Genomic DNA, 20671 nt, shown 5'->3' on the forward strand with positions numbered 1-20671 from the left:
CCGGTTTGATACCAACCTGGTCTTACATTAAACCCAGTGCGGCCCGCAGCCGGTCGACGTCCATCGCGCCCCGGGCGGTTGCTCCGGCCGGGAAGCTGTCGAGAAGCTTGATCAGGTCACCGCGGCGGGTTGGATCGTCGGCGGCCTGCCGCGGTGTGTAGCCGTTGAGGGCTGGGATCGGTTGATCGAGCCAGTTGGCTTCGTACTCACGGACGAACGCGTCGAGGGCGGCGGCCACCTCGGGATCGTCGGGATCAAGCACGTCCGCGTCGTCACCCGGAAACCGATCGGACAAATCGCGGACATCGCCCACCAGCTGCCGCGTGTCATCGAGGACCTCTAAACCGGGGTCCAGGCTCTCCAGCGTGGAAAGCGCACTGTCCATTCGCTTTTCGCTGTTGGTCTCCACGCGCAACTTGTTCCCCTCGAGGGCGAATGTGGCCCGGACCCGTTGCATGCCGTGCGTGGTGACGTACTCATGCCACCGCGGTGGTCCGTCGCCGTCAAGCCGCTGATACGTGTCGTCGAGCTCGGCCTCAACCGCGGCCGGGTCGCTGATCCGCACGGTGGCCTCGCAGATCGCCATCGGGTCGCCCTCGGTGTTGACCAACGTCGGCGGTGCGAATCGCGCAGTCAGAAAGGCCACCAGCTCCTCGGCATCGGGTTCGGAGTCCAGCAACTCCACCAGCGGGTCCCGCAGGTGCAGCGGGATCACTTCCAGCCCGCCGAAGAACTGGGCGGTGTCCCCGGCTGGCAGCACTCGGGTACAGACCAGCAGCCCGGGCTTGAGCTGGCGGCTGGCCAACCGCTCGCGTACCTCGTGGACATCGCCGGTGCGGACATCGCGCACGGTAACTCCCACGCCGGGCTTCGCCTGTTCGACCTCGAACACCGACCGCTCCGACAGCGACCATTGGTCGGCCAGAAGTCGCTCGTCGTCGGGCAGCAGGGATCCCCGAATGTCCAGGAAATCCTCGAAGGCGCCGCCCTCGGACAGGACCGCGTCCATCACCAACGGGTCGGCCAGCGCATCGGTCAGTGCACCAGGATCGTCGTCGTATCGGCTGCGTTCGAAGGCCACCTCGATGCGCAGCTCGTTCCAGTCGCTCAGCTCCACGTGCTGGGCGGCCTTGGCATAAAGCCAGGCGGCCCGCTCGGCCAGGGGCAGCTGCTCGTTGCCCAGATGGCACTTCTTGTATTTGCGGCCCGACCCGCACCAGCACGGCTCGTTGCGTCCGAGGTCGGTGCGTGGCTCGGCCCGGTACCGCTCCAACAGCTCCAGCAGCGGATGGTCGGGCGCCGCCTCGGCGCGACGTAGCAACGCCAAGCCCCGTTCGGCGTCGCCGCGATCGGAGGCGAACCGGGCCAGCTCGAACAACGGCAGCGGCCAGTCCGTATCCATCGACTCGGCCGCCAGCAGTTCCCGTTCAGCGCCGGCGATGTCACCGATCCGCTCCAAGGCGACGCCCCGCAACCAACGAAACGCCACCCGAGCCTGGCGCGGCACCATGGGTTCCAGCCACTCGGCGAACAACCGCAACGCGATAGCCGAGACCCGGCCGCTGCGAACCGTCTCCGCCAGAAACACATCCGCCAAGAACGGATCGGCCAGGAAGACCCCGAATTCCGCCAGGAGCTCTCCGTCCTCGACCGCCTGGACATCGATCGCGCCGGCGTCCTCGACCAGATCCGACAGCTGCTCACACGCGGCGGCCAGAGCGTGCACCGCGATCGCGTCGGTCCGTTCGAGTTCATACCGCGTCGCCAGCAGTTCGCAGTCGAGCTTGAAACGCCAAGGCCCGAAATCGAAACCCGCGGGTGCGAGCAAGTGGCGGTCGCGGACCAGGCCGCAATCGTCGACGATCTCCGACACGGGCGGAAGCGGTGAGGTGAACAACGTCGGGTCTTGGACGCACGCGGTCCACACCGCGGCGCCGGCGTCCACGGGCTCGTCGACATCGAGGGTTGCGGCCAACTGGGCTCCGACATTCGTGGCGGCCGCCACCGTGACCCGCTCGATCACGAGCCCCTGCGGGCTCAGCCGGATCCCGACCAGATCTCCCACGGTCGCGCCCGACGCGCGTAGCGCGCCCACCGGCAACAACAGCACGCCGCCCTCGGGCACCACGTCTTCTGGGATGCCCTGCTCCGCGAGCAGTTCGTCGTCGTAGCCGACCATCAATACCGTCGCGGGTGCACCGTCGGCGAACCGATGGTAGGGCTCGTGTTCGAAGAGATCGGTGAGCGCGCCGAGATCCGGGGTCACCGTGAGCATGTTGTGGGCGACCTCGGGCGCCTCGAGACGATGCGTGAACACCCGGCCGCTCAGCAGCGTCGGCAGCCACACCCACCGGTCATCGGTCAACTGACCCGCCGGGCTGTTCATCATGTGAAGGGCGTCGTAGACGACGGCATCCGGGCGCGCGACACCGGCGGCGCGCAATCGCCGTTTGATCTCGTCCTCGTCCAACGGCCCATGCTCGGCCAGGATCGTCGACAGCTGCTCAGCCGGGTCAACCATGGCGGCCACGTTATGCCACGGTAGAGACATCCGTCCGCCCCAACTTGCCGCCCGAAAGTCGCCGATGAACATCTGTGTCTTCCTGTCCGCCGCCGACCTCGATGAGCGCTACACCGAACCGGCGCGCGAATTCGCCGAACTCCTCGGCAAGGGCGGCCATACGCTCGTCTGGGGTGGCTCCGACAAGGGCTTGATGAAGGTCGTGGCCGATGGAGTGCAGGCCGGCGGCGGCCGTCTGGTCGGGATCTCGGTCGAGTTCCTGCGGCAGCAGGCCAGGACAGGCGCCGACGAGATGGTGATCACCGCCGATCTCTCCGAGCGCAAGGCAATGCTGCTGGAGCGCTCCGACGCACTGGTGGTGATGGCCGGCGGGCTCGGCACCCTCGACGAGGCCACCGAGATCCTGGAACTGCGCAAGCACCGGCGCCACGACAAGCCCGTCGTGCTGCTGAACACCGCCGGGTTCTATGACGGCCTGATGATCCAGTTGCGCCGGATGGAGCAGGACGGGTTCCTGCCCGTGCCGCTGGATGAGCTGGTGTTCGTCGCCGAGGAACCCGCCGCGGCGATGGACTACCTCGAGCGTGTCGCCGGCTGACGCAACGACACCGTCACGACTCGCCCACATCCCGTGGGCCTTGTGCTCGCGCTGAAGCGGGCCCGGCTACCATTGAGACACTGATCACGCCCTGATCAATCAGGCCCTCGCCGAACCACATTGGAGTGAAGTTGACGTCTGTTCGTCGTGCCTACCTGGCGGTCGCACTTGCTGTGTTGGCCGTGTCGGGTGGTGTCGTTGTTTCGGCCCTGCCGGACTGCGCCGAGCACTGCCAGACGTTGGCGGCCGCACCCCAAGGTGCGCCGCAGCCCTCACCCACCGAGCCGGCCAGGCTGACCATCGTTCCCAAGCCCGACGCCGAGGTCGACCCGCTGGCCCGGGTCATGGTCACCGCCGACACCGGCACCGTGGCGCGCGTGACGATGCTCAACGACGCCGGCAAGGAGATCCCCGGCGTCCTCACCCCCGACGCCAGGACGTGGAAGCCCACCACCACGCTCGGCTACGGCCGCACCTACACGCTCAAGGTCGACGCGCGCGGCCCCGGCGGCATGCCGACCCGCAAAACCACCACGTTCTCTACCGTGACCCCCGGCTACCAGGCCCGCGTCTACCTCAACGGCACGAACTACTCCCCCCTGCAGGACGGTGCCACCTACGGCGTCGGCATGGTGATCGTCGCGCGCTTCGACGAACCGGTCACCGACAAGGCCACCGCCGAGAACCGGATGAAGGTCGTCACCGCGCCCAAAGCCGTCGGCTCGTGGAACTGGATCGACGACCAGACCGCGCACTGGCGTCCGGAGAAGTACTACGCCCCCGGCACCAAGGTCACGGTCGATGCCGGCATCTACGGCGCCAAACTCGGCGACGACCTCTACGGCGCGCAGGACGAGAAGGTGTCCTTCACCATCGGCGCCTCGCACGTCACCGTCGCCGACGACACGGACAAGCAGGTCCGGGTCTACGACAACGGCAAGCTGGTGCGCACCATGCCGACCTCGATGGGCATGGGGGGCACCGAGACCATCGGTGCCACCACGATGAGCTTCTGGACCCCGCGCGGCATCTACACCGTGATGGACAAGGCCAACCCGGTGATCATGGATTCCTCGACCTACGGCCTGCCCGTCAATTCACGGCTCGGCTACAAGACGACCATTCCGTGGGCCACCCGCATCAGCATCGACGGCATCTATCTGCACCAGCTCAATGCGACGGTGTGGGCACAGGGCAAGGAGAACACGAGCCACGGCTGCCTGAACCTCAACGGCGAGAACGCCGAATGGTTCTACAACTTCTCGGTGCCCGGCGACATCGTCGAGATCCGGAACACCGGAGGCGACCCGCTCAAGGCGACCAACAACGGCGACTGGACGGTGCCGTGGGCCGAGTGGGTCAAGGGCAGCGCGCTGCACTGACTTTTGCCGCTGAGCAGGCCCGCCGACGGCCCTTAGCATTGGACCGTGCGTCGTGCATTCGTGGTGCCGGCCTCCTGGGCAGCCATCGTCCTCGCCGGTGCGACGGCACCGACCGCCGCCGCCGCACCGCCCGGCTTTCCGGATCTCGACGCGTTCTCCGCGGTCGATCCCGCGCCGTATGTCCAGCACGGTCTCAAGGCCTCCAGGATCGGTTTCACCACGCCGACCCTGACGTGCACATGGGACTACCGCCCAGACCACAACGACCACGTCGTCCCGGGGTGCAGCGGAACCATCGTCGGCCTGCCCGCCGAGGCGCCGCAGAGCGAGATGGAAGGGTCGTGCGACGGGATCGGTTCGTCCTTCGGCCGCGGCCGCGGGACCTGTCCGCCGCCGGCCGGATATCCGAGGCTGGCCCCCGGCCATAAGCTCACCGCCGTCAACATCACCTGCGCGGTGACCGATGACGGGGTCGCCTGCATCGACCCGATCGTGAACCACGGCTTCGTTGTGCAGCCCTCGGGCAGTTGGGTGTTCTAGCGATGCGCCGGGGCTTGCTTGTTGCGCTGGCGGCCGCGGCTGTCGTGGTCGTGGTGGCGGTGACCGCGGTGGTGCTGTGGGTGCAACGCCGAGAATCGGAGCCGCCCGCGCCGACGCCGCAGCTGATCGGATTGTCGCTGCAGAACCCACCGAGGCAGGCCTGGCGGCTGACTCCGGCCGACATCGGGCTGCCCGACGAGATACCGGTGGGAAAGCCGTTCGGCAGCGCCGGTGATCGGGGGTATTTTCTCGCCGACTGCGATCTGTCCTGCGGGGACGGATACCGCGGCTGGGTGTACGGCATCGATCTGCGCACCGGCGCAAGGCTGTTCGACCCGATCCTGTTGGAGGGCCTGCACGTCCGATTCGACGGAAACTGTCACCTGAACGGCGAGCAGACCGCGGTATGCCTGACCGACGAGGACACCGCCCACTCCCAGCCGCGCCGGGTATGGGTGCTCGACCTGGCGCGGGGGCAGGTCACCCACTCCGGCGAAACCGACTTGCTCATCGAGGGTTACGGCACCGAGCCCGTCGCCGAAGCGATCGGAAATCCGCTGGGGCAGACCCGGTTGGTGGCCACCGTGCCGGGCACGGGTGTCTACGGAATCGGGGCCACCGGTGAGCGCACGTGGTTCGTCCCGGGCAGCGGCCAGCTCGCTGTGCCGACGCTGACCGTGGCCGACGACGCGCCTCTGACCCTCGCGACGCAGATCCCCACGCCGGAAGACCCGACCTACCGGGTGTTCTCGGTGATCGACGGCGCCGAGCGGACCCCGACACCGCCGCCGGGCACGACGCTGCGCCGGGCGGCCGTCTACCCCGGTGGATTCGCCTATCAATACGAGGCGCAGGACGTGGCCGGGGTGCTGTTCTACAACGCGTCCGGCGAGCTGTTGGCACAGCAGGAGCTGACGGGCTACAACCTGTTGGACGCCACCACCGTCCCGATCGTGCTCGACCGGTCAGTGGTCCGGGTGTACTCCCGCGACGGCCGGCAGGTCGTCGAGTTCCCCGGCGCGGCAGTCGATTACCGCCATGCCAAGTTCCGGGTGATCGGCGGTGACCTGTATGTGTGGCAGGGCGAGGACGGCCCTGACAACGAGACCTGGCAGCAGTGGAGCCTGGACACCGGTGACCCCGGCACCCGCTGCCAGGTCGATTTCACCCACTACGTCGGATCCGACGGCCACATCGTCCTCAGCACGACCTACCACGCCTCCCGCGATGAGATCGTCGCCACGGATCTGTCCACCTGCCAACGCCTGTGGCGGATGCCCGCGCCGGACCGCCGCGGCGTCGTGGAACAGATCGGGACCGCGCTGATCGCCAGAAACCCGAAGGAACTGGTGGGACTCCGGGCGGAGTAGCCGGGGCTATCCCGATCCCGCGGGGAACACCCGTTGTGGCGGCGGCGGTTTCTTCACGATGGCCGGCAGGACGAAGGTCTCGATGTAGCGTCGCGCCGCGTCGGGCTCGGTGATGTCGGGGACGGTCTTCACCAGGAAACCGAGCGCGGTCGCGATGATGAACTGCGCCAGGTCGTGTGGGTCCAGACCGGCGCGGAACTGGTCGGCGTCCTCGGCGATCATCGCCTCGATGGTGGTCGTCACCAGATCGGTCAGTTCGGAATCCGTCGCGATCAACGAGGCGATCGTGCCCTCGGGGGTCTGGTCGGCGATTGTGTTGAGCAGTGGGTCTGAAACGAGTTCGGTCGCGACGATCACCAGACTCTCGACCAATAGATAGATGGGCCCGGCATCCTCGGGCATCCGGGGAATGATCGACGCCATGTGTCGCTGGGTGGTGCGCTGCACCATGGCGGCGATCAGCTCGTCGCGGTTGGCGAACTGGCGGTAGATCGCCGTGCGTGAATATCCGGCCTCGTGTGCGATGACCTCCATCGTCGATGCCCGGTATCCGCGGGTGACGAAAAGGTGCTCGGCGGCGTCCATCAACACCTCGCGCGCCTGCTCGGCGGTATTGCCGCCACCCACGGGTCGGCCCCGGGGGCGGCGTTCTGGTGCTGACAATCGACTGTCCTGGGCGGCGGCGTTTGGGTTTTAGTATGCCGGACGGCCCAACGGTGCCCTGTAAAGAAACAATTTTGTTGATTTGTGCATTTTCCTGCGGACGGCCGATGGCGGCGGTTAACGTGCCTGCGTGACCACACGGGGGCGGGCAATTCATACAGTCGCGGCGATCGGATGGGGCGTGCTGCTGGTCGCCCTCTGGATGGGGCTGATCGCGGGAACGACCGCGACGGCCCATGCCGATCCCGGCCGGGAGAAGTCAACCACGCAGTCCGCCAATGACTCTGGTCCAGCGAAGAAGCAGCGCGGCCCGGACTCCCGGCGCGGTCCGCGCACGGAGAAGCGTATGAAGCTCTCCGTGCCGAAGGTTGCACCGACACGTTCCGAGGTGCGTGGCCTGGTCGACGATCTCACTGATCGCGCGCGCACCGCCCTGACCGATCTTGCTGAGCGGAAGCCGAACCTGCGGGCTACACAATCGCTTCCGCGCCCCAAGGCGACGGCTCAGCGTCAAGCGGCGAAGCGCCCCGAGTCCGTTGCGGTCGGCACCGTCATGGCCGACAAGGTGCCGGACATCGCCGACGCCGTTGAAGCCATCACCCGACCGGCAGCTACGAACGCGCCGCCCGTTGACGCCGTCGGCACGCTCGTCGACCGCGTCCCGACCCAGAGCCGTGCCCTGCTCGCGGATATCGGTGACCTGGTCACGAAACCGGTTGCCGCCCAAGACCGCCAGATCGTCAAGCCCATCGCCGCCATCGCCACCCCGCTCACCGCGTCACGGCCGGCGCCGCCGCTGGTCAACATCGTCGGCTCGCTGGTGTTCAACGTGGTCGGCGCTGCGCTGCAGGTGTTCTCGGGCCCGCCGGTGCTCCCGCCGGGCAGCAATGTCACCGTCCGCTCCTCGACATTGGACATGCCGGGCACCAACCAGACCGTCCGCGCCGACTGGTACTTCCCCGAAGACCCGGACTCCGCCACCGGCGTCATCTATCTGCAGCACGGATTCATGGCCACCGGCCCGATGTACAGCTACACCGCGGCCTACCTGGCGGAGGAAACCAACAGCATCGTCGTCGTCCCCACGCTCTCGTCGAACCTGTTCGACCCGAACGGTGAATGGCTCGGCGGCGAACCGATGCAGCAGTCCGTGGCAGACCTGTTCGCCGATGACCGGCCCGAACTGACCGCGAGCGCCAGCGCGGCAGCCGGTCACCCCGTCACGCTGCCGTCCAGGTTCGTCCTCGTCGGGCATTCTCTGGGCGGAATGCTGGTCACCGGCGCCGCCGGACGCATGGTCGACAACGGCGCCGTCGACGACCTGGCCGGGGTGGTGCTGCTCGACGCGGTCGACACCCACAACGACATGCCCGAGGCGCTGGACCAGCTGAGTGGTGCCAACTACCGTCCGGTGCTGCTCATTTCGTCAGATCCGTATGTGTGGAATCGCAACGGTACGGTCGGCCAGGAACTGCAGACCGCCCGCCCCGGCGAGTTCAACGGTGTGATGCTCGTCGGTGGGCGGCACATCGACGGACTGCAGGGTGCCAACCCGATCCTGCAATTCGCCGAGTACCTGATCGCCGGATTCTCGCAGCCGCAGAATGTCGATGCGGTCAAGGTGATTTCGGCCGGCTGGATCAACGACATGTACGACGGCACCGGCAATGGCGTGCACGGTGCGCCGCAGGAAAGCATCGAGATCCCCACCCCGTCGGGCACCGCCACCGCGGTGGTGCTGCCCTTCACCTCGACCGAACCGGTGCAGGCGACGCCGTGGGACGGGTTGGTGGGACCGCTCCTCGATGCGCTGTTCCAATACGCGGTGTACGAACCGTTGGCCGGACAGTCGGTGCCGGTGACGGTCTGACCGCAGAAATCGGTGCCCGCGGCTCCACTGCTGCGCCTTTATCCTGGTGAGGACGCCGAACCGGGGGGTTGCTGTGGAGCAGACACCGCCAGAGGAATACCCGCACGAGTGGGTCGACCGGTACGGGCCCCAGATGTACGCGCCCCAGGCCTACCTTCCCCCGCCCCCGCCCGGAGGTCAGCAATCCCAAGTCGTGCTGACCGTCCGGTGCTTCGCAGCAGTCATCGGCGGCTGTGCCGTGGCGTTCTGGGCGTTGATCGTTTATGTGGTGCTGAGTTCGGCCTTCGATACGAACCCGGCCACCGATCCACACGGCTACGGCATTGTCTTCGGCGTTCTGCTCGCGGTGCCGGTGAGCCTCTTCTGGGCGCTGGTGTTGCCGTTCGCGGCGCCCAGACGCTGGTGGGGACGCGCGTTTGCGATCTCGTTGCTGAGCCTGGTGGCCCTCAACCTGCTGGCGTTCTGGGCGCTGAGCGTGTCGGGTGCGGGATAGCGCCGCCTCCGAGTTCGCTGAGGTGCGCTGAACAAGGCATATACCGAGCTCAGCTATACATTTTGCCGCCAGATCGTTAACCAAATTGGTGCCTCATCTGTATGTGATTCAGCACACGGACGATGTACATTGTGATCGCTGTCATACGAAAGGGCGGTCAATGTTTGGAGCATTTGTTGGGGCACTCCTGCTGGTGCTCGGCATCGGTGCGGTCGCCGGCGTCGTAGTAGCAGTGGCAATGGGTCTTCCCACCCTGGCACTCGTGATCGGTCTCATTTCCGGCGCGTTTTTCGCTGGACGGGCCGTTTAGAGCTTCAGCCGCTTTCGCAGGCCGGTCGCACGGACTGCCTGCCGGGCGATAGCCGCGCGGATTTCCGCTTCGGACCCCACCACGCGCACGCGTGTCTTGGCCCGGGTCACGGCGGTATAGAACAACTCCCTGGTCAACAACCGGGAGTCCTCCGGCGGTAGCAGCACGGTCACCTCGTCGGCCTGGCTGCCCTGGGACTTGTGGATCGTCATGGCGTGCATGGTCTCCACCTCGGTCAGCCTGCCCGTGGCGAATGACGCGGACCCGCCGACGGTCCCACCGACCACGGCGCGCAGCCCGTCCGGGGTGGCCACGGTGACACCGGTGTCGCCGTTGTAGAGCTTGAGCCCATAATCGTTGGCCGTCACCAGGATTGGGCGCCCCACGTACCACGACGCCCAGGTAGGTTCCCCGGTCGCCTCGGCCAGCCACCGCTGCACCTGGCGGTTCCACTGCGTGACACCGAACGGACCGTGCCGGTGCGCGCACAACAGCCGATGCTCGTCGAGAATCTCCAGCGCCGCACCGTCGTCCCCGAGAATCGCCGCCTGCCGCAGCGCAAGCGCATGTGGCACAAGCACTTCCCGCAGCCGCTCGCTCGTGTCCGAGGACACCCACTCGACGTGCTCGCCCCCGGCCGCCAGCACCTCGACGGCGCCGGAGGCGTCACCGGCCCGGATTGCTGCGGCCAGCGCACCGATCGACTCACCGAACCGGTGCGAGGTTTGCAGCGCCGCGACCCCGCGCGATCCCAAGCCGTCGACCAGGTCGGCCAACACTGCCCCGGCTTCCACCGAGGCCAGCTGATCGGGGTCACCGACCAGCAGCAGCCGGGTTTGCGGACGCACCGCCTCCAACAACCGGGCCATCATGGTCAGCGACACCATCGACGTCTCGTCGACGACGATCACGTCGTGCGGCAACCGATTTGCCCGGTGATGGCGGAACCGCGACGACGTGTCCGGGCGTGACCCCAACAGCCGGTGCAGCGTGGTGGCCTGCAGGCCCGAAATCCGCTCGCGGTCCACTGCATCGAGCCGGTTCACCTCGAGCTGGACTGCCTCCTGCAGCCGGGCCGCGGCCTTGCCGGTCGGCGCGGCCAGCGCGATCCGCAGCGAAGGCCGGCCGGCCATCGCGGCCTGTTCGGCCAAAAGCGCCAACAACCGCGCCACCGTGGTCGTCTTGCCGGTACCCGGCCCGCCCGTGAGCACCGTCAGCCCCTGCGACAACGCCACCTTCGCCGCGGCCCGCTGCTCCTCGAAACCCGGTGGGAACAACCGCGCCACGTCGGGCGCCAGGCCACCCGGCTTGGTGGCGACCAGGCCCAGCACGTCGTCGCACACCTGCTGCTCTTCCAACCAGTACCGGTCGAGATACAGCAGGTCTCCGAACAACCGCAGCACCGGGGGAGTGCCCAGCAGCGGGCTGTCCGCCACGGCCGCCAGCCACTCGTCGACCGGCGGCCACGGCAGATCGGGCAGCTGCGCCTGCTCGGCCACCGAACGCAGGTCCACACACACCGAGCCGCCGCGCAGCGCCCGCACCGCGAGGGCCAGAGCGAGTTCGACCCGCGGATCGGTCTCCTCCGCCAGCGTGCTCAACCGCCTGCCCACCTGCACATCGGCGGGTTCGAGGACCTCGGCGAACGCGTCCAACATCACCGGGCTCCCTTGTCCAGTAGCTCCGACATCGCGATCACCAACGCCGCGGGCGGTTCCCAGCTGAACACGCCCGCCGGGTGCCCGTCGACGACGGGAGTCAGCGCCCCACACATACCGCGCACGAACAGGTACATCACCCCGCCGAGATGTACCGCCGGGTCGTAGCCGGGCAGTCGCCAGCTCAGGAACCGGTGCAGCACAACGCTGTACAACAACGCCTGCAACGGATAGTCCGAGTGCAGCATGGCCTCGACCATCCGGTCCCGCCCGTAATCGGCTGCGGTGAGTGGCGCGTCGCCGGTGCCCAGCCAGTTGGTCTTGTAGTCGACGATCACGAAACGCTGACCGATCCGCAACACCACATCCACCGAACCGGACAGATAGCCGCGCAACGGCTGACGACCCAGCAGCCCCGTCGACAACCGCTCGGCATAGACGGCCATGGGGTCGTCGGCAGGCAGATGCTCGTCGAGCAGCGCCCCGATTTCGGCCAACCGCGCGAACTCGCCGCCGCGCAGATCGCCACCGGCCATCGGGAACTCGAAGTCCAACTCGCACAACCGGTCCGCCAACCCGATCTGGCGCAGCGTCACCCCCGGCGCCAACGGTCCCAGCGGGGTGTCGTGCATCGGCAGCAGGGCGGCGGCAAGCTCGTCGGAATCGACCTCGACCGGCCAGCGGGCCGCGTGCCGTCGCACCTCGGTGTGCAGCTCGGCCATCAGATCCACCGCCAGTGGGTCGGCGGTCTCCAGCACCGCGTGCACGAGCGAGCCGAACGCCGCTCCCGTCGGCAGAGCGGCCATGGGGGAGGGCACGTCGGCGCCCTGGGCGGGGGCGACGACGGTGATATCGGTCGACTCGTCGTCGAGCTCGACGACCTCAGGCTCGCTGGACACCCCGGAGTGTTCGCCATCCTCGGCTGCCCGCAGCAACCCGGAATACGACGTGCGCCGCCACGCCGTGTCGATGGAGCGGTGAAAATGCCGCGCCGCCAGATCATCTGGTATCGCCCGTGCGGGCACGGGTATGACCGCTCCGATCACCGACTCCTCCAACACCGGACCACCCACGGCTTCCCAGGCCCGCAGCCGGGCCAGTGCATCGTCGTCGGAGACCCTGGCCGGGACGCACCGGTCGGGCACCGCGACCTCGCCGGGGGCGCGCCCACGCAGCAGCCGCGACAGGCCGCCGTTCGGCTCGTCATTCGACGGAGCCCACCAGGCCACCACCTGCGACTGGGCCCGCGTCATCGCCACATAGGTCAGGCGGCTGTCGTCGGCCGCGGCTTCGGTCCGGCCGGCGCGGGTCACCGCCGGGTCGGGGCCGCCGATCTGCAGACAGCGCACCCCCTCGTCGTGGAAGAGGATCAGATCCGGCTCCGGCACATACCGATTGAATGCGAACGGCAGGTACACGATCGGGAACTGCAGCCCCTTGCTCACCCACACCGTCATGATCTGCACCGCCGCCGCGTCACTGTCCAGGCGGCGGTTGCGCTCGGAGGCGCCGCCGCCCTCGCTGCGCTGAGTACGCAGCCAGTCCCGCAGCGCGGCCAGCCCGAACCCTTCGCGGTGGGCGGTGTCGCCGAGCAACTGGGTCATGTGGGCCAGGTCGGTCATCAATCGTTCCCCGCCCTGCCAGGACAGCACCCGCCTGCCCATGCCCGCCAGTTGCGCGGCCTCGAAGATCGCTGCGACGCCCCGATCGCGGGCATGGCCGGCCCAGGTGCGCAGGGTGTCGGCGACCCGGTCGGTCAACGCATCACCGCCCGCGGCAAGGGTTTCCGCGGTCTCCCCGAAGAACATCGTGGCGGCCGCGGCCCGCACCAGCCCGGGTCGGTGCGGCTGATCGAAGGCCTCCAGCAGATACAGCCAGTCCTCGGCTGCCTCGGAATTGAACACGTCCGAATCGCCGGTGTAGACCGAGGGGATACCGGCCTCGAGCAGTGCGGTGTGGCAGGCCCGGGCGTCCTTGTGGGTCTCGACGATCACCGCGATGTCACCCGCCTGCAATGGTCTGTCGCAGAAGGTGGCGTCGCTGTTCAGCAACGTGCCGATGTCGGCGGCCAGATCCCTGCCGATGTGGCGGCGCAGATCGGCGATCGGAATCACCTTGGTGCCGGTGCGGTTCCGCGTCACCACGCGAAGCCGGAAGGGATCGTTGTACGGTGCCCCGGCCAGCCGGTGTCCTTGATGGTGTGCCTGCACGTCATGCACCACGATGTCCGGGCCACCGAGTTCGGCACCGCGCAGCACTGCCTGCAACCGGTCGACCAGCACACTGTCGCTGCGCCAGTTGGTGCCCAGCGTCTGCTTGTCGCCCGCAGTCGCCGCGGCCCGCAGATAGGTGTCGATGTCGCCGCCGCGGAACGCGTAGATCGCCTGCTTGGGGTCACCGATCAGGATCAGGGTGGACCGGCCGGAGAACGCCCGCTCGATCACCTGCCACTGCACCGGGTCGGTGTCCTGGAACTCGTCGACCATCACGATCGGCCAGCGCTGCGCCATCCGCACCCGCGCCGCGGAGTTCTCCGCGGTCAGCGCCCCGGCCAACCGGGTCAGCAGATCGTCGTAACCCAGCACGCCGCGGCGGCGCTTGCGAATCTCCAACTCCGCCAGCACCGCCCGCGCGAACGCCACCCGAATGCCCGCCGGGGATTCCGGTTCGGGATCCAGCGGGCGCAGTTCGGTCGCCGGATTGGCCACCACCACCCGGGCCAGCCGCAGCGCCTCGGCATACCCCAGCTCCGGGGTATCCCGCTGAGCACCGAAGTGGGCGAGATACAGATCGTCCACGATCTCGCATACCAACTCGTCAAGACTCTCGACCAGGGTCACACCCGAATCGCTGTCCCCGGCCACGCCGAGGGATTTCAGGACGATCTGGCAGAACTGGTGGGTGGTCGCGATGGTGGCTGCGTCGAAACCGGCCAGCGCGTCGCGCAGCCGCTGTCCACGGGCCTGCTGGTCCTCGGCGACCAGATACTGCAGCAGATCGTTGTCGGCGCGTGACGGGTCCTCCAACGCCGCCAGGGCGCCGACGATCTGGGCCCGCACCCGCTCCCTCAACTCCTGACTGGCGGCCCGGCCGAAGGTGATGAGCAGCATCTGATCCAGCGTCGCCGCCCCCTCGGCCACCAGGCGGGTCACCAAACCGGCCAGCGCGAAGGTCTTTCCGGTGCCCGCGCTGGCCTCCAGCACCGTGGTGCTGTTGGTCTGCGGCAGCGGGCCGAGTAGGTCGAAGACGTTCACCGGGTGGACCTCTCGGCCTGCAGGAGCGGCAGCCACAACCGCTCGGAGTACTCGCCCAGGCCCTCCAGGCGGCTCAACGGCGCACTCCGGCCCCAGGCCCGCACATGAGCGGGTGCCTCGTCCTCACCGGGGAATTTGCCGCTGCGCCAGCGGAACCCGGCCTCACGCTCCGGGTCGTCACCGGCGTAGCGGGCCGCCGCCCACGCATAGGAGGTCTTGATGGGCAGGGGCAACGGCTCCCGGCGGCCCGCGTCGTAGATGGCGACCAGATCGGCCAGCAGCTCGACCGGATTGTCCGGACGGCCCAACCCTTCGATGCGCGGGGTGTCGCCGCGCCGGGGCCGCCCGATGCACACGGCCGACCAGTCCCGGTCGGGATACCCGGCGGCCAACGCCAGCAACGGAATCCAGGACTGCAGCAGATGCTTGCCGTCGAGCTTGGAGTACGTCACCGACACGAGCCTCTCGCCGAACACCGGCGAGACGGTACCGGTGATCCGGCGTCCGGTCCCCAGGTCGATGTCGACGTCATAGGCCTGCGGGTCGGCGTCCCGGTACCGCAGGGCGTCGGTGGCCAGCAGGGCGCACCGATCACGCAGTGCGATCGCGCGGCGCCAGCCGAGCTGACCGGGCGGCAGGGTGCCGCGCCGCCACTCTGCCTGCTGGGCATCGGCCGGGGTCATGCCACCCATGATGTCGCCGAGCATGCGATCGCCGACGGTCCATTCCTCCAGCGCATCGATGTCCACCGGCATCACATCCGACACCCCGTCCACATCCCAGGGCAGGGTGTACTCCAGGGCCCGGAAGAAGCCCTTCACCGGATCCTTGAAGAACGTGACGAGATCCTCCAGCGCGACATCCTCGGTTGGCCGCGGCGGCAGTTGGTGGGCGAAGAACGCCGGCCGGTCGGCCCGCCGGCCCGCGCTGGCCTGCGCGGCGGTGAGCGCAGTGGGATCGAAGGTGAACGGCCCGTCGGGCAACAGGGCGCCGGGGGTGACGTTGCGAACGTCGAAGGGCTGCAACGGGTGAGTGGTCACCACATCCACGGGCTGCTCGGCGGTCACCCTGAGCGTGTCGAGCAACTCGGCCAGCGGCACTGCCGGCGGGCGGGCCTGACCGGAGTATTCGTTGGCGCCGGTATAGGTGACCACGAGCGTCTGTGTGGCCGCACCGATCGCGTCGAGCAGCAGCTGGCGATCCTCCGAGCGGATGTCGCGCTCACCCGTGCGCGGGTCGCGGGCGAGCACGTCGTCCCCGTCGACCGCACCCAGCCGCGGAAACACCCCGTCGTCCAACCCGACCAGGCACACCACCCGGTGTGGCACCGAGCGCATCGGCACCATGGTGCACACGGTCAGGGTGCCCGTGCGGAAGTTGGCCCGCGTCGGCCGTCCGGCCAGATGACGATCCAGCAGCGCGCGAACATCACTGAGCCGCATCGGTGTCTCGCCCGCACCGGCAGCCTCGCCGATCTCGGCGAACTCACGCTGCACCTGGGCCGCGGGCCATTCCTCGTCGGAGTACGCCAGCGCCTCGATCCCGGTTCCCAGCGCCGACAACCACTCGTCGAGGGGACGGACCCCGCTCAGATCACGGACAGCTTTACTGAGTTTGTCGACAAAATCGGCGAACCGGCCCGCCAGCTCGACCCGGTTGCTGCTGACGTCGTCGAGCGGCAGCGTGGTGCCCAGCCAGGCGTGCGAATCGTCGGACATCGCCACCCCGGCCAGCACCCGGTCGATCCCGAAACGCCAGGTGTTGTGCAAGAACTCGACGCCGTAGGGGCTGCGGTGCTCCTGATCGAAACCCCACCGGATGTTGGCCTCACGCACCCAGGCGGTGACGGCCTCCAGATCGTCGTCGGTGAATCCGAACCGGGCCCGCACCGGCGGTGACTCGGCCAGGTTCAGCACCTCGCTCGCAGTGGCCCGCCCACCGGCCAGGGTCAGCACCGACGCCGCCACCGACAGAAGCGGATTCGTCTGCACCAGAGCGCGATCGGCCAACCGCACCCGAAGCTTGTGCGCCGGATGGGCGCCGCGCACCACATCACCCAGCCCGAACCCGGCCGTGATCAACGGTGCATAGGTCTCGATGTCGGGGCACATCACCAGGATGTCGCGCGGCTCCAGCGTCGGGTCATCGGCGAGCAGGCCCAACAGCACCTCCCGCAGCACCTCGATCTGCCGGGCCGGGCCGTGACAGCTGTGCACCTGAATCGAGCGGTCCGACAGGCGCGGCACCCGCCCGGCCGACCGGACCGCGTTGGCCGCGATATCGGACTGCAGCCAGCCCAACACGGTGTCGGGATAACCTGTGCCGCTGAGATATTCGTCGGTGTCCGGGATCGGCAGCCCACGCTGCAGTTCCCGCAGGTCACGGCCGAGGGTGGCCAGCAGCGGGTGGCCCACATCGCGGTGGCTGGTGTCCTCGCGGCGGGGGAGTGGACCCGTGTGCGCGGTCAGTGACCGCCACAGGTCGTCGCTGGGGTGCGGCAGCCACAGGTGCAGATCGTGATGGGTGGCCAGCGCGGTGAGCAACTCGATCTCGGTGACCGGCAGCCGGGTGTGCCCGAACAACGACAGGCGCTCGGGTAGGTCACTGGGTGAATCGGTAAGCCGGGCAAGGGTTTCCGCGTGCCGGACATGTGGGGGCTCGGCGTCGATGCGCTCGGTGAGCGCCTGCCACAGCGGGGCCTGCCAGGACAGGTCGTCGGGTAGCTCCGCCCAATCGACCAGCAGTTGCGGGCGCTGCCGCGCATAGGACGCGAACAGGCCGGCCAACCGTCGGGCCACCGCATAGCGCCGGCCCTGACGCAGCTCGTACTCGTCGCCGGTCTCGAAGTGACCGAGGTGCGTGGCCACCGGCTCACACCACGGCTGATCCAGATTGTCGTCGATGACCGCCAGCAGTGGCCAGGCCATCGCGTCGGCCGACCACGGATCGTCCTCGGCCGTTCCCGTCAGCTCGGCGATCAACGAACGCGGATTGCGGAACTCGACCGCCGCGCAGATCCCCAGCCGGTTCGACAGCCGCTGGCTCAGCCAGCGCTCCACGCCCTTCGCCGGGACCAGCACGAGCTCCTGCGCGAACGGGTCAGTCGGAGGGTGTGACAGCAGATCTGCCAGCCCGTCGGCGAGCAGATCGGTGCGCTCGGCCCGGTGCAGGTGCAATCCCATCGAAAGACACGATAGGAGACCCGGTCAGAGTGTTGCCGCGTTTGGTGCCGACAGAGCGGCGGGTCGGGCCGCGAGTGCGACCGCCAGGGTCACCGCGCCGGCGATGACGAATGCCACCCGCACGCTGAACACGTCGGCCGCGCCGCCCAACAACGCCGCCGCGAACGGGCGCGACCCGAGGAATCCGACCAGCCACAGCGCCATGATGCGACCCCGTAGTTCCTCGGGGGCCCGCTCCTGCACGACAGTGCTCAGGCCCGTCATCGCCCAACCGAAGCCCAGCCCCGCGACCGCGAAACCGGCCAGCGCCACGGCCGTGACCGTACCTGCGGCGAGCAGCCCGCAGCCGGCCACGAGCAGCCACAGCCCGATCGCCGAAACCCGGGCGGCCGCCAGCCGTCCGCGCATCGACGCCAGCGCCACCATGCCGAGCGCCGCGCCGACGCCGAACGCTGCCGAGAGCGCGCCCACCAGGTGGGCGCTGCCGCCGAGGTCCTCGGCCATCGACGGGGTGAGCGTGATCGACGGATCTGAGGCGAACCCGACCGTCGCCACGGCCAGCAGTGCCAGCAGCAGTGGGCGGTCCCGCCATACGTATGCCAGTGCCGCGCGCACCCGATAGTCGCCGTGCGGGCTGCGTTCCGGCCGGGCCGGGAAGGTCACCAGCAGCAGGAAGATCGCGAACACCAGGTGCAGGCCCGCGCTGATCGCGAAGCCAGGCGCCGCACCGAGCCGCGCCGCCAGGAAGGCGCCGATCGCCGGGCCCAGGATGCGGCCGATGGTCATCGGAATGCTGTTGAGCGCCATGGCCGTCGCAAGCTCGCCGTCGCGGATCAGGCTTGGCACCACCGACTGCATGGCCGGGCCGCCGATGACGAAACCGAAGCCGACGAGGGTGGAGCCGACGAGCACCGGTATCGCCGCGGCCGTGCCCTGCAGGTCGGGGTCCAGGGCCAGCCAGAGTGCTGTCGAACCCGAGCCGATGATGCACAACACCCGGCCCCACAGGATCTGACGGGCCGGGTCGCCGATGTCGGCCCACTTGCCGCTGGTCGGGCTCAGGATGAGCTGAGGCAGGAACTGTGCCACGCCGACCATGCCCACCATCACCGCGGAGCCGGTGGCGTCGAAGATCACGATGGCCGCGACGATGCCGTGTGTCCACACCGCGACGACCGAGAACATCTTGCCCCAGAACAGGGCACCGAAAACCGGGTCGAATATCAGCCGCAGGGCGCCGCGCGGCTGCGGGCGGGCAGTGGTCTGGGCTGTCACGAGCTCACTCCCCGCTCGAAATCGGTGACCAGCTGCTCCAACAGGTCGACGAGTTTGTCGACGTCGGACTCGGGCCATTCGGCCACGGTCTCGGCGACCATCTCGCGGCGCCGTTCGGTGACGTCGGCCAGGGCCTTGCGGCCGTCTTCGGTGAGGGTGAGGACGCACCGGCGCTGATCTTCGGCGTCTTGGGTTTTGGTGAGCAGGCCCGCGGCGACGACATTGGCGACGGTGCGGCTGGCGGTGGAGTGCTCGACGGCCATGTACTCGGCGACCTCGCCGACCGAGGCACTCTGCCCGGCCTTCTCCCGCTGCTCGACGGCACGGAGCACCCGCAGCGTCGACAGGGACGGGACGCTGCCCGACGCGTCGATCAGCCGGCGTCGCCAACCGGGGCGCTGCCGGACGATGTGGATGCGCACCAGAAGCTCATCGAGTTGGTTGTAGCGAGGCACTATATGTGCATAGCACATACATATATTTTAGAGCGAATGTCGACGAGCGGTCCGCGCTTGACGCTCTCCCGCCTGTTTGCGACAAAAGGTCGCTGAAGAGGCGGGCATACTTTCGTCGTCGCGTTCACAGCGTCGCCGATCGTGAACCAGTGCGACGGACGGCCGGTGCATGTTGTGCGGTGGTATCAGCGGGGCCGACCGGGCGTACCTTCAGGCCGTCATCAACAAGGTGGCGGATCGCTGCTTGATCCTGACTGCAATTCGCCGCGTAGTGTGCCGATCCTCTGGTGGCCTGAGGTAGGACGAGCAGGTCTCGCCGCGCCGTGACTGTGAGCCTCGTGTGAAGCGAAAAGCGAAACCGCGCCAGCGTGCTACCCCGCGAATTCCTGCGCCAGGCCGTCGATTCCCGCACGAATCGCGGTCAGGGCCTCGGCGCGGGCCTTGAGCTTGCTGGCCACGTGCGCGCCGGTGTGCAGGGTCGCTGCGGCCTCGGCCGCCACCTGCTGGGCGCGGGACAGCACTGCGTCGGCCTCGACGACCTCGTCGAGCCAGCCGCCCGCGATCGCCGCGTCTCCGGTGAACACCGCCGCCATGGCGATCCCGCGCTGAAAGGCCGCGCGGGTCAAGCGCATGCGCATGATCTCGATGGCGGCGATCGGCAGCGTCATGCCGATCTTCACCTCGTTGGCCTGGCACCGCGATGTCACGGCGCCGACCCGATGATCACCGGACAGCAGCAGGAACGAGCCCATCGCGATGGCGTGACCGGTGGCGGCCATGATCACCGGCACCGGGAAACTCAGACACCGCACCGACAACTCGAAACCACCGGCGAGCATGCCTAACGTCGCCGCCACGTCGCCCGACGAGAACACACTCAGGTCGAACCCGCCGCTGAACACCTTCGAATTGCCCGCCAGCACCACGGCTTTCACCTCGCCGGCAGCCGCACCGGCGGCGGCCTGATCCAGCGCCGCGTTGATCTCGGCCTGCATCGCAGGTGACAGTGCGTTGACCTTGCCGTCGTCCATCGTGATCGTGGCCACGGCATCGTTGAGCTCGTAGCTCACCAGGCTGCTCATCGCACTGATGCTAGCGAG

14 protein-coding genes are annotated in these 20671 nt (G+C 68.4%); 6 read left to right on the plus strand and 8 right to left on the minus strand.

What is annotated here, in order from left to right:
* Positions 1 to 22: 22 nt before the first annotated feature.
* Positions 23 to 2530, minus strand: a complete 2508-nt coding sequence (locus AC4LGL_RS04230; protein WP_491837776.1) for an SEC-C metal-binding domain-containing protein — start codon at positions 2528 to 2530, stop codon at positions 23 to 25.
* Between the two features lie 55 nt (positions 2531 to 2585).
* Between AC4LGL_RS04230 and AC4LGL_RS04235 the strand changes: the two genes are divergently transcribed.
* The 4 genes from AC4LGL_RS04235 (at position 2586) to AC4LGL_RS04250 (ending at position 6411) form a co-directional block, all read left to right on the plus strand.
* On the plus strand, positions 2586 to 3119 hold the full coding sequence (locus tag AC4LGL_RS04235) for an LOG family protein (RefSeq protein WP_491837777.1): 534 nt from the start codon (positions 2586 to 2588) through the stop codon (positions 3117 to 3119).
* Positions 3120 to 3244: 125 nt separating this feature from the next.
* Positions 3245 to 4501, plus strand: a complete 1257-nt coding sequence (locus AC4LGL_RS04240) for a L,D-transpeptidase (protein ID WP_491837778.1) — start codon at positions 3245 to 3247, stop codon at positions 4499 to 4501.
* A 45-nt stretch (positions 4502 to 4546) separates the two neighbouring features.
* Complete coding sequence (locus AC4LGL_RS04245) at positions 4547 to 5041, plus strand: hypothetical protein (protein ID WP_491837779.1); 495 nt, start codon at positions 4547 to 4549, stop codon at positions 5039 to 5041.
* Positions 5042 to 5043: 2 nt separating this feature from the next.
* Positions 5044 to 6411, plus strand: coding sequence for a 9-bladed beta-propeller domain-containing protein (locus tag AC4LGL_RS04250; protein ID WP_491837780.1), 1368 nt, complete (start codon positions 5044 to 5046; stop codon positions 6409 to 6411).
* 6 nt (positions 6412 to 6417) lie between these two features.
* On the opposite strand, the gene AC4LGL_RS04255 is transcribed toward AC4LGL_RS04250, so the two are convergent.
* Positions 6418 to 7038 (minus strand): TetR/AcrR family transcriptional regulator, encoded by a 621-nt coding sequence (locus tag AC4LGL_RS04255; RefSeq protein ID WP_491837781.1) that lies wholly within the window; start codon positions 7036 to 7038, stop codon positions 6418 to 6420.
* 166 nt (positions 7039 to 7204) lie between these two features.
* Here AC4LGL_RS04255 and AC4LGL_RS04260 point away from each other — a divergent pair, with 166 nt between their 5' ends.
* Positions 7205 to 8944 carry an alpha/beta fold hydrolase gene (locus AC4LGL_RS04260; RefSeq protein WP_491837782.1) on the plus strand — a complete coding sequence of 580 codons (1740 nt, stop codon included), beginning with the start codon at positions 7205 to 7207 and terminating at the stop codon, positions 8942 to 8944.
* A gap of 73 nt (positions 8945 to 9017) precedes the next feature.
* Positions 9018 to 9437 carry a hypothetical protein gene (locus AC4LGL_RS04265; RefSeq protein ID WP_135359486.1) on the plus strand — a complete coding sequence of 140 codons (420 nt, stop codon included), beginning with the start codon at positions 9018 to 9020 and terminating at the stop codon, positions 9435 to 9437.
* A gap of 306 nt (positions 9438 to 9743) precedes the next feature.
* On the opposite strand, the gene recD is transcribed toward AC4LGL_RS04265, so the two are convergent.
* The 6 genes from recD to AC4LGL_RS04295 form a co-directional block, all read right to left on the minus strand.
* Positions 9744 to 11405: an exodeoxyribonuclease V subunit alpha gene (gene recD / locus AC4LGL_RS04270; RefSeq protein ID WP_491837783.1), complete on the minus strand. Its 1662-nt coding sequence runs from the start codon at positions 11403 to 11405 to the stop codon at positions 9744 to 9746.
* Positions 11405 to 14659 (minus strand): exodeoxyribonuclease V subunit beta, encoded by a 3255-nt coding sequence (gene recB / locus AC4LGL_RS04275; RefSeq protein ID WP_491837784.1) that lies wholly within the window; start codon positions 14657 to 14659, stop codon positions 11405 to 11407. Before recB ends, recD begins: the two co-directional genes overlap by 1 nt.
* On the minus strand, positions 14656 to 17841 hold the full coding sequence (gene recC, locus AC4LGL_RS04280; protein ID WP_491837785.1) for an exodeoxyribonuclease V subunit gamma: 3186 nt from the start codon (positions 17839 to 17841) through the stop codon (positions 14656 to 14658). Before recC ends, recB begins: the two co-directional genes overlap by 4 nt.
* A 24-nt stretch (positions 17842 to 17865) precedes the next feature.
* Positions 17866 to 19116 carry an MFS transporter gene (locus AC4LGL_RS04285; protein ID WP_491837786.1) on the minus strand — a complete coding sequence of 417 codons (1251 nt, stop codon included), beginning with the start codon at positions 19114 to 19116 and terminating at the stop codon, positions 17866 to 17868.
* The gene (locus tag AC4LGL_RS04290) at positions 19113 to 19589 is read right to left on the minus strand and encodes a MarR family winged helix-turn-helix transcriptional regulator (protein WP_491837787.1); all 477 of its coding nucleotides are present in this window, start codon (positions 19587 to 19589) and stop codon (positions 19113 to 19115) included. Before AC4LGL_RS04290 ends, AC4LGL_RS04285 begins: the two co-directional genes overlap by 4 nt.
* 353 nt (positions 19590 to 19942) lie before the next feature.
* A complete protein-coding gene (locus AC4LGL_RS04295; RefSeq protein ID WP_064886353.1) occupies positions 19943 to 20653 on the minus strand; it encodes a crotonase/enoyl-CoA hydratase family protein in 711 nt (236 codons plus the stop codon).
* Positions 20654 to 20671: the final 18 nt, after the last annotated feature.

Source organism: Mycolicibacterium arcueilense (assembly GCF_058536225.1).